Source organism: Oceanobacillus sp. AG (genome assembly GCF_009746545.1).
In the GTDB taxonomy this organism is placed as follows: Bacteria; Bacillota; Bacilli; order Bacillales; family Amphibacillaceae; genus Oceanobacillus; species Oceanobacillus indicireducens.
Window position 1 is genome coordinate 1 of record NZ_WOWT01000013.1, and the last position, 14,744, is coordinate 14,744.

General features: G+C 38.5%; 16 protein-coding genes and 1 other annotated feature. Of the genes, 3 read left to right on the forward strand and 13 right to left on the reverse strand.

Annotated elements, in window-relative coordinates; translation table 11 throughout:
* The first annotated feature begins 219 nt into the window (after positions 1-219).
* The 3 genes from GN217_RS08425 (at position 220) to sigK (ending at position 1,754) form a co-directional block, all read left to right on the forward strand.
* Complete coding sequence (locus GN217_RS08425) at positions 220-411, forward strand: hypothetical protein (RefSeq protein ID WP_156856243.1); 192 nt, start codon at positions 220-222, stop codon at positions 409-411.
* A gap of 331 nt (positions 412-742) precedes the next feature.
* Positions 743-883 carry a sporulation histidine kinase inhibitor Sda gene (locus GN217_RS08430; RefSeq protein WP_156856337.1) on the forward strand — a complete coding sequence of 47 codons (141 nt, stop codon included), beginning with the start codon at positions 743-745 and terminating at the stop codon, positions 881-883.
* A 157-nt stretch (positions 884-1,040) separates the two neighbouring features.
* Positions 1,041-1,754: an RNA polymerase sporulation sigma factor SigK gene (gene sigK, locus GN217_RS08435; protein ID WP_156856244.1), complete on the forward strand. Its 714-nt coding sequence runs from the start codon at positions 1,041-1,043 to the stop codon at positions 1,752-1,754.
* 48 nt (positions 1,755-1,802) lie between these two features.
* Here the strand turns inward: sigK and mtnN are convergent, their stop codons facing one another.
* The 13 genes from mtnN to recD2 all read right to left on the reverse strand — a co-directional run bounded on the left by mtnN (position 1,803) and on the right by recD2 (position 14,535).
* Entirely contained in the window at positions 1,803-2,489 is a 687-nt protein-coding gene (mtnN, locus tag GN217_RS08440; RefSeq protein WP_156856245.1) for a 5'-methylthioadenosine/S-adenosylhomocysteine nucleosidase, read from the reverse strand.
* A 34-nt stretch (positions 2,490-2,523) separates the two neighbouring features.
* Positions 2,524-3,198 (reverse strand): YrrS family protein, encoded by a 675-nt coding sequence (locus GN217_RS08445; RefSeq protein ID WP_156856246.1) that lies wholly within the window; start codon positions 3,196-3,198, stop codon positions 2,524-2,526.
* A 348-nt stretch (positions 3,199-3,546) separates the two neighbouring features.
* Positions 3,547-4,023, reverse strand: a complete 477-nt coding sequence (greA, locus tag GN217_RS08450) for a transcription elongation factor GreA (protein WP_156856247.1) — start codon at positions 4,021-4,023, stop codon at positions 3,547-3,549.
* Between the two features lie 159 nt (positions 4,024-4,182).
* Entirely contained in the window at positions 4,183-4,812 is a 630-nt protein-coding gene (gene udk, locus GN217_RS08455; protein ID WP_156856248.1) for a uridine kinase, read from the reverse strand.
* A gap of 16 nt (positions 4,813-4,828) precedes the next feature.
* Positions 4,829-5,470, reverse strand: a complete 642-nt coding sequence (locus GN217_RS08460; RefSeq protein WP_156856338.1) for an O-methyltransferase — start codon at positions 5,468-5,470, stop codon at positions 4,829-4,831.
* A gap of 72 nt (positions 5,471-5,542) precedes the next feature.
* Positions 5,543-6,664, reverse strand: a complete 1,122-nt coding sequence (gene mltG, locus GN217_RS08465) for an endolytic transglycosylase MltG (RefSeq protein ID WP_156856249.1) — start codon at positions 6,662-6,664, stop codon at positions 5,543-5,545.
* Positions 6,665-6,815: 151 nt separating this feature from the next.
* Complete coding sequence (locus GN217_RS08470; protein WP_156856250.1) at positions 6,816-7,106, reverse strand: DUF1292 domain-containing protein; 291 nt, start codon at positions 7,104-7,106, stop codon at positions 6,816-6,818.
* A gap of 14 nt (positions 7,107-7,120) precedes the next feature.
* Complete coding sequence (gene ruvX / locus GN217_RS08475; RefSeq protein WP_156856251.1) at positions 7,121-7,534, reverse strand: Holliday junction resolvase RuvX; 414 nt, start codon at positions 7,532-7,534, stop codon at positions 7,121-7,123.
* Positions 7,535-7,801, reverse strand: a complete 267-nt coding sequence (locus GN217_RS08480; protein WP_156856252.1) for an IreB family regulatory phosphoprotein — start codon at positions 7,799-7,801, stop codon at positions 7,535-7,537.
* An 83-nt stretch (positions 7,802-7,884) separates the two neighbouring features.
* A complete protein-coding gene (gene alaS / locus GN217_RS08485; RefSeq protein ID WP_156856253.1) occupies positions 7,885-10,530 on the reverse strand; it encodes an alanine--tRNA ligase in 2,646 nt (881 codons plus the stop codon).
* Between the two features lie 69 nt (positions 10,531-10,599).
* Positions 10,600-10,802 (reverse strand) — a binding site (T-box leader).
* Between the two features lie 45 nt (positions 10,803-10,847).
* Entirely contained in the window at positions 10,848-11,927 is a 1,080-nt protein-coding gene (locus GN217_RS08490) for an AI-2E family transporter (protein WP_232334378.1), read from the reverse strand.
* Positions 11,928-11,948: 21 nt separating this feature from the next.
* Complete coding sequence (locus GN217_RS08495; RefSeq protein WP_156856255.1) at positions 11,949-12,155, reverse strand: hypothetical protein; 207 nt, start codon at positions 12,153-12,155, stop codon at positions 11,949-11,951.
* Between the two features lie 67 nt (positions 12,156-12,222).
* Positions 12,223-14,535: an SF1B family DNA helicase RecD2 gene (gene recD2 / locus GN217_RS08500; protein ID WP_156856256.1), complete on the reverse strand. Its 2,313-nt coding sequence runs from the start codon at positions 14,533-14,535 to the stop codon at positions 12,223-12,225.
* Positions 14,536-14,744: the final 209 nt, after the last annotated feature.

The following is a 14,744-nucleotide window of genomic DNA, read 5'->3' on the forward strand; positions in this document are numbered from 1 at the left end:
CGCCCGCAGAGGCTCCGAGTCAAGTGATGAACAGATACAGCTATTTTCATTAGAGAGTATTTTATTTAACGCGCATAAAAAGTTTATACTCCTTAAAAAAATTGTTTGGTTTAGTGTTGACATACCAATATGGTATACCTTGCTGTTTCAGGGTGCGAAGGTTGAGTAGTTAACAAATACTTATCTATTATCTAATTTAAGGAAGAAAGGGGTATTGACTTGGTATTTACTAAAGTTGTCTATGCTGAAGACACGTATACTTTTGAAGAGAAAATAAACGAGGTTATTTCCAATGAGTCCAAAACTGATGTTACGCTAAAAGACATTAAATTCAACTCTGTTTTTCAAGGCGGAGCCCTAGGATCGGATACAATAGCGAATACTGCTATATTAATTTTTGAAAAAGAATGATCACAGTATTTATTTACTAACCCGACGAAAAATCACGTCGGGTTATTTTTTTATAAAAAATCTGAAGTATATTCTATTCAGCCAAGCTTTATACCCGTTTTCTTCCGATTTATTTAAAAAATCGTTCGACATAAATTGACAATTCAAAAATTGGGGATAACCTTATTCACTAAAAAAATCCCTTTAATACAACATTTTTATCGGTAAACAGCGAATTATGCACAAGTTATCTACATTTACCTGTAGATAACTTGTGTCTTGTCCTCGTTTTGGAAACATGTTAAATTATTAATTGAACATTCTCATGACGATAATTTTGGGGGATTATAATATGGAAAATTTATCCGATGAACTGCTTGTAGAATCATATATAAAAGCACGTAAGTTAAATCTTAGTCAAGATTTTCTGTCACTGATCAAGAAGGAAATTGATAAGAGAAGTCTTAACAACAAGATAAAACAGTACCGTTAATAGAAAAAATCAGCTAACTCGCCCCTGTTTTTGTCGATTTTTTCCTAAATCAAGAAAACTTTAATGGACATACACTATTTACCCCCATAAATCATACAGTTTACTATAGGCTGTAGCCTAATTGAAAGTGAAGACTTTATTGTGGGGGTGTTTGTCCTTGTCTGGAATTTTATCTGTTCTTGCTGTCATCATGAAGGAAGCAATGTTTTTCGTTTCCTATATAAAGAATCACGCCTTTCCGCAACCGCTCTCTTCCAAGGAGGAGGCAAAATATATAAAAGCAATGCTTGAAGGGGATGGTGAAGCAAGGAACAAATTAATCGAACATAATTTGCGTTTAGTAGCTCATATTGTTAAAAAGTTCGATAATACCGGCGAAGACACGGAAGATTTGATCTCAATTGGAACGATCGGTCTCATTAAAGGAGTAGAAAGCTTTTCAGTAGATAAGGGAACAAAATTAGCCACGTATGCCGCACGTTGTATTGAAAATGAAATCCTCATGCATCTCCGCGCCTTAAAAAAGGTAAAGAAAGACGTCTCTCTCCACGACCCCATCGGTCAGGATAAAGAAGGCAATGAAATCAGTCTGATCGATATTTTAGAGGCTGAAAATGAAAACATCATCGAATATATCCAATTGAACATGGAGATCGATAAGATGCAACATTTCTTCAAAGTTCTCGATGAACGGGAAAAAGAAGTAATCATCTACCGATATGGACTTCACGATAAAAATGAAATGACCCAGCGAGAAATTGCAAAAAAGTTAAACATATCAAGAAGCTACGTTTCCCGCATTGAGAAACGTGCTTTAATGAAGGTTTTCCATGAGTATTACCGACAGGAAAGAAGTAAACAGAACGACTGAAATAAAGACAGAGGAATTCAAAGTGAATTCCTCTATCCGAGTTTGTATCTATACAGTTTTTACAACCTTCATAATTAATTCAGAAGCGTTTTTTGCCGCCGTTTTAAGGAATGCGTCAAAGGAAACAGACGAATCCTTTCCTGCGATATCAGAAAGCGCTCGGATAACGACAAATGGAGTCTCATATTGAGCACATACTTGAGCTATAGCAGCTGCTTCCATTTCAGCGGCAATCATTTCTGGAAACTTAAATCGCGCTGTATTTACTTTGACTTCATCTTCCATAAATGAATCACCAGTAGCTATTAGACCGATTTCAAAGTTTATTCCTAACCCTTTTACCGCATCTGCGGTCAACTGGACAAGACGTTCATCTGCTTTAAATGTAGCAGGTAGACCCGGTACTTGGCCATAAACATAATCAAACGCAGTAACATCTACGTCATGATGTACAACTTCATTAGAAATCACAAGATCCCCCACATTAAGATTATCTGAGAAACCTCCGGCAGAACCGGTATTAATAATGAACTGTGGGTGGAAGCGTTCCATCATAATTGTCGTTCCCATTGCTGCATTCACTTTACCGATTCCAGATTTTAATAACACAATCTCTTTTCCTGCTAATTCCCCTTGGATAAAATGGCAACCAGCAACTGTGATTTCTGTTCGGTTATCCATGTTCTCCAGTAAATAAGCTATTTCTTCATCCATTGCTCCGATGATTCCAATCATGTTGTTACCTCCAGCTTTTTAGTTCAACTTTTCATCATTTCAATGTTTCTAGTTTGGTTGGTTGCCAACCTTCTTCGTCAATCCAAGACATGAAAATACGATATTTTTCAGTTTGAGCACGGTTCGAAACAGTGGCGACCACTTTCTGATCTCCTCCATTTCCAATCCAAACTTCAATTAAATCATCTTCCGGGATGCCAGTTACCTTTGAAGCCGCCCGTTTAATCTCAATTCGGTCAGCTGAGCCATCTTCATAATTAGTTGTATGTGGACCAGTTTGCTCTGTACCAATTGGTGGCCAGTTACCCATAACCGCTTCTGCAACATCATCATCTGATGGCTCTGTTTCTACCGTCTCAATTTCGTCATAATCATCATTTTCCTCTGATTCATTTTCATCAACAGATTCATCTTCTTCATCTTTGTTGCGATCATCTTCATCTACTTCACTGTCGTCACTATCTTCTTTTCCATTCGCTTCTTCATCATCTGGTTTTTCATTTTCATCTTCGGTTTCCAGGAAAAATGAATCTTCTTCACTTGTCGAACCCTCGTTATCATCAGATGCTTTCTTATCATTGCCTCCGAAAATCCAAGCGCCGATTAAAAATAACACCAGGACGGCAGCTATTGTAAGAAAATAATTAATAAATTTGGTGTTTCTCCTACGTTTTTCAAACTTGTCCATACGCGAGTTATTTTTTGTCATCTTTATTTTACCTCCTCGTTCCCGTTTATCACGATGCGATCGTCAGTAAAACTCCCACCGAAAACTTGAGCGTGTACCTAAAAAGTTTCGAGGGATAACGGACGCTAACACCTGATTCGTTCAACTAACAATCATAAAGGATAAATGTCATCTAAGTACGAGACGCTTATCGCAACGTCAGACTCGTACATTCAGTACGTCGAACCCCCAATGATTGAAGTTTGACTTTATAGTATCATACCATAAGATTTATGGGGAGAAAATAAGCTGGACATATCAGAATTGTACCATGACGAAAGATTTAAAAAGCAGCAGAGTCTCCCCCGCTGCTCGTTCTTTAATATTTTATTATTCGACTTTTGTAATGCGAACTTGGAAGTCGCCTCCTGGAGTCGTAACAGTAACTTCCGTACCAACTTCTTGACCGAGCAAGCTTTTGGCAATTGGTGAATCATTAGAAATTTTACCTTCAAATGGGTCAGCTTCAGCGCTTCCCACGATTGTATAAGTTTCCTCATCACCGTCTGGAAGTTCTTGGAAAGTAACAGATTTCCCTAAGGACACGATGTTTGAGTTTGTATCTGTATTTTCAATGATCACTGCATTACGGATCATTTTTTCTAATTGGGTAATTCGTTGTTCAACAAAAGCTTGTTCCTCTTTGGCAGAATCATACTCGGAGTTCTCAGACAAGTCACCGAAATCACGGGCTATTTTAATCCTTTCAACGACTTCTTGTCTTCTATCCGTTTTTAAATAATGTAATTCTTTCTCTAATTTTTCTTTCCCCTCGGCTGTCATATAATAACTTTTCTCTGTAGACATGTAAAACACTCCTTTATATTTTTCCACTTTCATTAAGAATAAATCCTGCACTTGCATTAAATGTATGCGCTTTGACCGCATTTATGAGATGTATGAGAATATGCTATTCACCATCATGGCAGAGTTCTCCTAATTTATCAATATATTTTTACATTGAAATTAGTTTTTGTGTGACAACATTGTTTCTATTTTAGATGCCATGATATCAATTGCTACATGGTTCTGTCCACCTTCCGGGATGATAATATCTGCATAGCGCTTTGTCGGTTCGATAAACTGCTCATGGGATGGTCGTACGTTGCTCAAGTATTGATCGATAACTGAATCCAGACTCCGACCTCTTTCCTTGATATCCCGCATTAATCGGCGTATGATCCTTAAATCTGCATCCGTATCAACAAATACTTTAATATCCATCAATTCACGGAGCTCAGCATCTTCCAGGATAAGAATCCCTTCCACAATAATGACATCTTTTGGTTCTACATGAATCACTTTATCGGAGCGGGTATGCAATTTATAATCATAGACCGGCTTCTCAATCGTCTTTTTCTCCGTCAAGTCTTGAACATGTTGAATCAATAAATCATTATCAAACGCAAATGGATGATCGTAATTCGTATTTAATCTCTCTTCGAATGATAAATGTGCTTGATTTTTATAGTAATAATCTTGTTCAAGGACAAGAATTGATTTATCGGTAAAGCGATCATAGATTGCTCTTGTTACAGATGTTTTTCCGCTTCCACTTCCTCCTGCAACACCGATGACCATTGGTTTATCCAACATTCCATTTGGCCGCCTTTCAATCTTTTTTATAACTTATCATTACACCGTCTCCAATAGGCAAGATCGATGTTATATATTCCGGATGTGCACTTAAGAATTGATTATAAGCACGGATTTTCTTCACCATATTCCGGTACCTTTTTGGTGCTGTCTCCTCGTCTTTCACATAGCCTCGGAATAAGACATTATCCGTAACGAGCCAGCCCCCCTTTTGGAGGAGTGGGTGGGCTAAATCAAAGAAATCCCGATATTTCCCTTTAGCTGCATCAATAAAAATGAAATCAAATGATTCCTTATCCTGCTGTAATTCTTCTAACACCTCGAGCGCATCACCAAAGCGGACATCTACTTGTTCGCTTTTCTGCGATTCTTTTATAAATCGAACAGCTTCCTCGTAACGTTGTTTATCCCTTTCAATCGTTATGATTTCGGCTTCTGGACTTGCTTCAAGCATCCGGATAGCAGAATAACCGATTGCTGTTCCTATTTCTAGAATTCTTTTCGGTTGATGGATCATGATTTGTTTCAGTAAAAAATCAATTGCTGTGCTCTCCATAATCGGCACGTTGTGTAAGTGCGCATATTCTTCAAGCTCTCTCACCTGATCAGTAGCAGGATTGATTAGCTCTTGTAAATAACCCTGAATGTCCTCATTCATCATTTCTACCTCTTTTTTACTAAAAAGTTTTCTTTCGTGAAAAGTAGAAATGTGAATATAGTATTCACATTTCTACTCATCATTCATATTTTTTTTATTTTGATTATGCTCCTCTAACGTTTCTGCAAAGTGAATATTCCCCTCGTGGTCATGAAGGAAATAATAATAATCACTTTCTACCGGATTCAGGACTGCCTCTAACGAACTTTCGGCGAAATTACTGATTGGTCCGACCGGTAACCCTTCCACATAATACGTATTATACGGTGATTCAATTTCCAAATCCTCATATAATACACGGTCTTTATGCTCTCCCTGTGCATAGAGCACTGTCGGGTCAGTTTGAAGCGGCATATCTGCTTCTAAACGGTTATAGAAGACGCCAGCTATTTCATTACGCTGATCGATATGTCCGGTTTCTTTTTCAATAATGGAAGCAAATGTAATAACTTCATGCATCGTCAAATCAAGTTCTTCGATTTCCTCAAAGTGTTGGGATACGATCGCCTGCGTTTGATCCAGCATCATTTCGACAATCGTCTCAATCGAAGGATCTTCCTCATAGAAATCATACGTAATCGCAAATAAATAACCTTCCAGTGGATATCTAATCTCCTCATTTAATATATCGTCGGTAAGGAGAAGTGGATAATCCTTTATTAACTGTTTGATATATTTTTCATCATTCACTTTCTCCAAAAACTCTTCGCTTGTGAATGAGAATTGATCGGCATAGATTTCAGCAATCTGCTCGATGGTGAGCCCTTCAGGAATTGTGACCCGATGCGCTGTTTCCAGGACAATTTTCCCGCTTTTTAGGGATTCGATGATTTCATCCATCGACATCGCTGGGCTGAATGTATAGACACCAGCTTGGAAATCTGATTCATTTTTCAATTTTATGTAGAAACGAAAAATAAGGCCATTTTTTATAATACCATTTTCCTCTAATATCGTCGCTATTGTTGAACTGGTTGAACCAATCGGTATTTCAACTTCGACTTTTTCTTCACTATCTGCTTCTACCGGTTCCAGAGCCGATTTCACATAGAAATAACCAGCCAGTCCACTTATGACTAATATAATGATTAGTACTAGCAAGACGATGGATACTATCTTACGGACCGTGCGCGCTTCTTCCCCACGAGCATTACGGTTTTCTTTGAAGCGCTTGGTGAATTTACCTTTGCTCATGTATTCCTCTCCCTCTTATTCGATATATTATACTATATTATGTAAAATAATAAAGTATAAAGTGAATCCTAATTTCATCCATAACACTATAAAAATTCACTTCACAGGGAAAAGCTGATGTCTCTTGGAGACATCAGCTTTAATAAAAAATTTACTTTTCGTCTTCGTCTTCCTCCGCCAATGTTGCGAGCATCTCTTCAACAATTTCCCATTCCTCATCCGATTCAATCGGAAACAGGGAGAGATCTTCCTCATCATTTTCTTTTTCCTCATAACGGAAAGCATATACTTCGACTTCTTCGTCTTCCGCTTGTTCGACAGGTACAACGGCGATATAAGATTGGTCTGTATCATCGACATCGAATGTAAATAATACCTCGAATAAATGCTCTTCTCCGTTATCATCCGGGATGATAATTCTTTCTTTTTCTTCTAAACTCATGAGGTCACCTCTTTTTATTTTTGATCCAGATAGCCCTGTAATATAAACACTGCAGCCATCTTATCAATTACTTTTTTCCGTTTCTTTCTGCTCATATCTGCTTCCAATAAAACTCGTTCCGCAGCGGCAGTCGTTAAACGTTCGTCCCAAAGAACATAAGGCAATTGGAACGTTTCTCCAAAATGTTCGGCAAAACGCTGGGAAGCTTCTCCCCGCTCTCCGATTGTACCATTCATGTTCTTTGGTAAGCCAATGATAGCTTTCCCTATATCATGTTCGTCTATGATTTTTTTTAATTCATCGTCTGCAGAATGGAGATCAAGCTCATTCCAATGAATCGTTGTTAGCCCTTGTGCTGTCCAGCCCAATGCATCACTGACAGCAACTCCTATTGTTTTCGATCCGACATCTAGTCCAATAATTTTCATTTAGTTGTTTTGATTTTCCTTTAAATAATATTTTACTAATTCTTCAATTACCTCATCGCGTTCCACTTTACGAATTAGGTTTCTCGCATCTTTATGCCTTGGGATATAAGCAGGGTCACCGGATAATAAATAACCTACAATCTGATTAATTGGATTGTATCCTTTTTCCTTTAATGCTTCATGCACAGTAAAAAGGATTGTTTTTATATCGCGATCATACGGCTCCTCTGAAAAATTAAACTTCATTGTTTTATCAATTGAACTCATTGTGACACCTCATTCCAAGTATTCGCGCACGATCCATCTTTATAAAATTCATTATAACCTTTTCCATGGATTGTTACAAATTACTACTGATTGATTGTTTTCTTTACAAAGGCTTGTGCAGATGTGAGGGCGTCTTGAATTTTAGATGGATCACTTCCCCCTGCCTGGGCCATGTCCGGTCGCCCTCCGCCGCCACCACCGCAAATGGTAGCAGCTTCTTTTATTAATTTACCTGCATGTATACCTTTTTCGACAAAGTCTTTGGAAACTCCTGCCGCGAGCTGAACTTTTCCGTTATTTTCTGTTGCCAGTAAAATAACTGCGGAATCCAGCTTTTGTTTCAAATCATCGACCATATTCCGTAACTGGTTCATATCTTTTACATTGACGTGCTCTGCTAGCACCGGGACACCGGCGATATCTTCCACTTTTTCCAAGATAGAAGATGCTTCAATGTTTGCTATTTTTGTACTTAAAGATTCATTTTCCTTTTCCAGGTTACTTACTTCTTGTTGTAATGATTGTACTCTTTCTGTAATTTGCTGATCATCATTTGCCTTCACTAGATTAGATACCTGCTTTAGAATCTTCATTTTCCCGTTTAAAAACTCAAAAGCTTTCTTGCTTGTGACAGCTTCTATCCTTCTCGTTCCAGCGCCGATCCCGCCTTCAGATACGAGTTTAAACAGGCCGATTTCAGAAGTGTTACGTACATGACAGCCGCCACACAACTCGACACTGTAGTCACCGATTTGCACAACACGGACAATATCTCCATATTTTTCCCCGAATAACGCCATTGCTCCTGTTTCTTTCGCTTTTTCAAATTCCTGATAATCAATGGAAAGATCAATGGATTGCCAAATTTTTTCGTTCACAATCGCTTCGATTTTCCGAAGTTCGTCTTCACTGAGTGCGGAAAAATGAGTGAAATCAAAACGCAAACGATCTGGGGTGACGAGTGAACCTGCTTGATTGACATGATTACCTAGCACATCCTTTAATGCTTGGTGCAGTATGTGGGTTGCCGTATGGTTTTTAATAACTGCGTTACGGAAGGCATTTTCGACAATTGCCTGAACTTCATCCCCTTTACTAATTTCCCCGCTTTTCACTATCACTTTATGGATATGGAGTCCTTGTGGTGATTTTTGAACATCTTCTACATAAGCTGACGCATGCTCCGTATAAATCCATCCTTTGTCGCCAACTTGTCCACCACTCTCCGCGTAAAATGGCGTTTCTTTCAAGAAGAGGAATACTTCATCATTTGCTTTTGCCACTTGTGCTTCTTCACCGGCATGGATAATCGCTATAACGGTAGTCTTCGTTTCCAGTTTGTCATATCCGGTAAAGGTGTCTTCCAAATCCAGGCCACTTAATGTCGTGTCTTGTACTTGCATCGAATCGACCTTTTGTCTTGCGTTTCTTGCTCTTTCTTTCTGTTTTTCCATTTCGGTTTCAAAACCGTGCTCATCAATTGTAAATCCATGTTCTTCAACATACTCGGCTGTAAGTTCCTTTGGAAAACCATACGTATCATATAATTTAAATACTTCTTCTCCAGGAAATACTTTATTTCCAGCCTTTTCTTCCCTTTTAATGATTGAAGATAATATCTCTAATCCGTCGTTTAAGGTTTCATGGAATCGTTCTTCTTCAGAACGGATAATTTTTGCGATATGATCTTTCTGTTCGATTACTTGCGGATAAAAGTCCTGCATAATTTCACCGACAACATCGACCAATTCATATAAAAATGGTTTGTCCAAGCCAATATCTTTGGAAAAGCGAATCGCTCGACGAATCAGCCTTCTTAAGACGTAACCCCGCCCTTCATTAGATGGAAGCGCACCATCAGCTATCGCAAAGCTAACCGTACGAATATGGTCGGCGATGACTTTAAAAGCAATTGTTTGTTTATCATTTGCTCCATATTTGACTTGGGCGATTTGCTCTGTCTTTTCAATTATTGGCATAAATAGGTCCGTTTCAAAGTTTGTCGGCACGTCCTGAATAATTGATATGAGACGTTCTAGACCCATTCCAGTATCAATATTCTTCTTTGGTAGCGGAGTGTACGTATCGTCCGCATTATGGTTGAATTGGGAGAATACCAGGTTCCATATTTCAAGATAACGGCTGTTCTCTCCTCCTGGAAATAACTCTGGATCATTCGGATCATTGCCGTACTTCTCGCCACGGTCATAAAAGATTTCCGTATTCGGGCCACTTGGACCTTCCCCAATATCCCAGAAGTTCTCTTCCAGTCGAATGATTCGTTCTGGCGGCAATTTAATTTCGTTAAGCCAAATATCATAAGCCTCATCATCTTCCGGATGAACCGTAACCGATAAGACGTCTGGGTCGAATCCGAGCCATTTATCACTCGTTAAAAATTCCCATGCCCAGTGGATTGCTTCTTTTTTGAAATAATCACCGATGGAAAAATTACCGAGCATTTCAAAGAATGTGTGGTGTCTAGCAGTATAGCCGACATTCTCAATATCGTTCGTTCGGATTGATTTCTGTGCGTTTACGATTCGAGGATTATCCGGGATGACTCTTCCATCAAAGTATTTCTTTAATGTGGCAACCCCGCTGTTGATCCATAAAAGACTCGGATCGTCTTTCGGAACAAGCGGTGCGCTTGGCTCTACTGTATGACCTTTTTCTTTAAAGAAATCAAGAAACAGTTGTCTAACTTCAGCTGAATTAAATTTTTTCATCTTTTATTATCCTCCTTGTATTTGAAGTTGGGGCCATTTTTCAACATAAAAAAATCTCCTCTCTGCTTATGCAGGGACGAGATTGTTCGCGGTACCACCCTATTTGTGAATTGTTGCCTATTCACCTCTTATGCATGTTAACGGTTTGATACCGACGGGGATTAGCCGCACTCAAGTGTAGCATTCCATGATTCGATGTGAGGATTTTCTCAGCTTAAAAATCCCTTTCTGTCACACGAGCTTCATGTACTCGGCACTTTCATCATTTTTAAATCTTCATTTAGCGTTAGTATAGATAAATATTAACCGCTTGTCAATCAGTTATCACCAGGTAAAAGATACGGTAAGTGTTTAACAACGACTTTTAAAATAGCAACTAATGGCACAGCGATAATCATTCCAATAATTCCAAATAACTGTCCGCCTAACAATAATGCAAATATAATCATCACCGGGTGAATTCGAATATTCTTTCCCATAATAAATGGCGAAAGGAAATTCCCATCTATCATCTGGACAACAAATATTGCAATAATTACATAAAGAGCAAGAAGCGGTGAAGTAGTATAAGCAATCATTACGGCTGGTACCGCACCGATTATCGGACCGAAATAAGGGATAATATTGGTGAGTCCGATTACGATTGCAAGTAAAAGCGCATAAGGTACTTGTAAAAATTTAAAAGCAAGGAATGTAAGCAATGTCACAAACAAGCTGACAAAAAACAAGCCTCGCAAATACCCACCAAGACCTTCATCGATTTTCTCGACCATCAGTTGCATCCTTGAATGGAGCCGAGGCGGGATAAACCTCTTTAGAAATTGTTTCAGCAGATGGTAATCCTTTATATAATAAAAGACGAGGACGGGAATAACGGTGACCATTAGAATCATATCAATTAGATGAGTAAACCCGTCGACTAAGCGGGATACGAGATGATCCGACAGATTTTCCAGCCGAATAATGACTTCATCAATCTTGTCATGGAAGGTCTCCGGCAGGAAGGATGTAGAGGTGTAAAGATGATTAATCGATGATTCATACATATTCACAAACTGCGGAATATTTTCAATTAAATCGTTCATTTGCTGAATAACGATCGGATAAACGCGATAAAATAAAAAAGCAATCCCACCGAAAAACAGTATATAAATTATCATCACGGCTAGCCCCTTATGAATCTGTTGCCGGTCTAGAAATTCTATAATCGGATACAGTAAATAAGCGATAAATCCCGCAATGATAAACGGTAAAAAAAGTTTCCACAAAAAGGAAAAAACCTCCCTGAAATAGGGTAAGGTAATCCATAACAAAAATGAAAATATTAAAATCAGGATTCCTATTAAAAAGAAATATAATAGTTTTTTTCTATTCCACCATTCAAGCAACTGCAACACCTCGTGCTATGTTTGCTCTCGTCACGACAGTAACTTATCTTCCGTAATTGTTCTCTCTTCTTCTGAAAACAAATCATTAAGCGGGCTTACACTACCGTCGACTTCGATTTGGTGAATATGAAATTTATCCTTTTTGACTACTAGTTCCAAATAACAAGACCAGCAATAATATAATTGGATCCCTATTTTTCCAAGATTTTTCCCTTTACAATTTGGACATTGCATCATTTCATCATCTCCTAGCTATAATTTCTATTTATAGCCTAACCGAAAGAGAAAATGAATATACTTCTATTTACATAAAATCATAAGGATTCAGTTCTTTTTCTTCATCTGAGATAGAATTTGGCAGTTCTTGTTCTTCCTCTAGCCTGCTCTCTAGCCGTTCAATTAAGGATGTGTAGCGCTGATTCGTGTCCATCGTCGTAACTCCCCGCAAGAATGCTGACATATCCCCACAAATAATAAGGGATTCTTTACTTCTTGTTATCGCTGTATATAATAAATTTTTCCGAAGCATCCGATGGTACGATGAAATGACTGGTAAAATGATAATCGGAAACTCACTACCTTGAGATTTATGGATGGAGATACAATAAGCATGCATGAAATTCCCGAAATCCTGCCGCTCATAGACAATTTCTTTTTCTTCAAAAGCTATGACAATTTGTTCTTTCTTCTCTTTATTTTCTTTTGCGAAAAAGATCGCGACAATCTCTCCAATATCTCCGTTGAATACACCGTCTTCCGGTTGGTTGACTAATTGGATTACCCTATCCCCTACTCGGTAACTTACATCCATTACTTTCATTTCCCGTGTTTTATCTGTCTTCGGGTTTAGAAGTTGTTGGATTTCCTCATTGATGCGATTAATTCCAGCCTCCGTTTTATAAATAGGGGCAAGTACTTGAATAGCATTTGTATCGATTCCTTTTTCCAGCGCATGCTTGAAGATAATCGTAATTGCTTCTACAATTTGTCGATTACTTGCCGGGATGAAACTGAAATCATTCGCTTTTTGAAGCGATGCATCTGTTATCTCGTTATTTTTTATTTCATGGGCAAGTTCAATAATCTTAGAACCTTCTTTTTGCCGGTATACTTCATGCAGTCTCACAATCGGTATTTTACCACTGGAAAGCAAATCAGAAAGTACTTGGCCAGGACCGACAGATGGTAACTGATCTTCGTCCCCAACTAACAGCACTTGCATATCATCTGGAATTGCTTTAAACAAATGATTGGCAAGCCAAGTATCGACCATCGAAAATTCATCAACAATTAGAAATTTCCCTGATAGGCGTTCTTGTTCATTTTTTTCAAATCCATCTTTCCCGTCCCAACCAAGCAACCGGTGGATGGTCGAGGATGGTAGGCCAGTAGACTCTTTTAATCGTTTAGCAGCCCGGCCAGTCGGAGCTGTAAGCACAAATGGAAAATCTGATTTTTTCTCATAATCATCAATATTAAGGGAATGATCATGAATCGTTGCATAAGCCTTCACAATTCCTTTAATTACCGTTGTTTTCCCTGTGCCAGGCCCGCCAGTTAGAATCATTACCTTTGATTGTAATGCTTTTTCGATTGCATCAAATTGTTCCTTCCCGTAGCTTAGAATTTCTTCTTCTTCAATTTCCCCAGTTATCTTCATTAATTCAGCTAACGTTGTTTCACTTTCAATTTTTTTATTCATAATTCTACTAATATGGGCGGCAAAACCGTCTTCCGCATAGTATAAAGAAGGCAGATAAATATTTCCTTCACTAATAATAATTTTCTTCTCGGTATTCAATTGCTCCAACCGTTCCTGAATGATCTGTTCAGTCAGTTCGAAGCCTAGTACTTGAATCATTTCTCGCACACATTGGTCATATGGTAAGAAGACATGGCCATCTTGAATACTTTTTTGCAGTACAAAAATACAGCCCGCGCCAATCCGGTTCGGGTGGTCCATAGATAGTCCGTTCATTCGTGCAATCTGGTCAGCTGACTGGAAACCGAAGCCTTCAATGTCAAAAACAAATTGATATGGATCATCATATAACTTATGAATAGCTTCTTCCTTATATCGCTGATAAATTCGCTGGGCCATTTTAAGACTGATCTGGTAGCTCGAAAGCGTGATTGCAACCCGTTCAAAGCCTTGATGTTCTTCTAAACTTTTATGTAATTGTTCTCTTGTTTGTTTTTTAAGACCCGGAATTCCGTCCAAGCATTCCGGGTCTTCTAAAATATGGGAGATGGCATTCATTCCTAATTTATCAACAATCCGAGTAGCTGTTTTTTCACCAATTGCATAAAACAAGTCACTGGACAAATAAGAAATCAAGCCTTCCTTCGTATCAGGGATATAGGTTTGATAGGATTCGACGCGGTACTGGATACCGAACTTTTGATGATGTTCAAAGACACCGTGAAAATAATAAGAATGCTCTTCTGTCAAATGAGAGAAGTAACCTTTAGCAACAATCTCTTTCTCTTCATAATCTTCGTTCGTATCCTCTATTTTAACTTTTATGATTGCAAAATTCTCATCTTCATTGTGAAAAATTGTATAAAGAAGTCTGCCGCGAATATATCCTCTTTCATTTCGTTGCTTATCTTCCATACTTAAACACGCTCGTTTCGTTCTTTATTGACTCAACTTTCGCCGCCTGAAACAGTTAGCTAAACCTTAAAAATTCAAGAAAACCCGCAATCCACTCACCAAGAATCTGCATATTACTTTCATTCAGCGTAAGTACAGCTTTCTCCTGGAGGTCCGCAGTCCAGACACCTCTCGCTTTCCGCGGGCGGCTGGTAAGCCTCCTCGCAGGC

Excerpts from the sequence above, each read along its gene's own strand:
- GN217_RS08430 (WP_156856337.1), top strand. The coding sequence starts at position 743 with ATGGAAAATTTATCCGATGAACTGCTTGTAGAATCATATATAAAAGCA.
- mtnN (WP_156856245.1), bottom strand. The coding sequence starts at position 2,489 with ATGATTGGAATCATCGGAGCAATGGATGAAGAAATAGCTTATTTACTG.
- GN217_RS08445 (WP_156856246.1), bottom strand. The coding sequence starts at position 3,198 with ATGACAAAAAATAACTCGCGTATGGACAAGTTTGAAAAACGTAGGAGA.
- greA (WP_156856247.1), bottom strand. The coding sequence starts at position 4,023 with ATGTCTACAGAGAAAAGTTATTATATGACAGCCGAGGGGAAAGAAAAA.
- udk (WP_156856248.1), bottom strand. The coding sequence starts at position 4,812 with ATGTTGGATAAACCAATGGTCATCGGTGTTGCAGGAGGAAGTGGAAGC.
- GN217_RS08460 (WP_156856338.1), bottom strand. The coding sequence starts at position 5,470 with ATGAATGAGGACATTCAGGGTTATTTACAAGAGCTAATCAATCCTGCT.
- mltG (WP_156856249.1), bottom strand. The coding sequence starts at position 6,664 with ATGAGCAAAGGTAAATTCACCAAGCGCTTCAAAGAAAACCGTAATGCT.
- GN217_RS08470 (WP_156856250.1), bottom strand. The coding sequence starts at position 7,106 with ATGAGTTTAGAAGAAAAAGAAAGAATTATCATCCCGGATGATAACGGA.
- ruvX (WP_156856251.1), bottom strand. The coding sequence starts at position 7,534 with ATGAAAATTATTGGACTAGATGTCGGATCGAAAACAATAGGAGTTGCT.
- GN217_RS08480 (WP_156856252.1), bottom strand. The coding sequence starts at position 7,801 with ATGAGTTCAATTGATAAAACAATGAAGTTTAATTTTTCAGAGGAGCCG.
- alaS (WP_156856253.1), bottom strand. The coding sequence starts at position 10,530 with ATGAAAAAATTTAATTCAGCTGAAGTTAGACAACTGTTTCTTGATTTC.
- GN217_RS08495 (WP_156856255.1), bottom strand. The coding sequence starts at position 12,155 with ATGATGCAATGTCCAAATTGTAAAGGGAAAAATCTTGGAAAAATAGGG.
- recD2 (WP_156856256.1), bottom strand. The coding sequence starts at position 14,535 with ATGGAAGATAAGCAACGAAATGAAAGAGGATATATTCGCGGCAGACTT.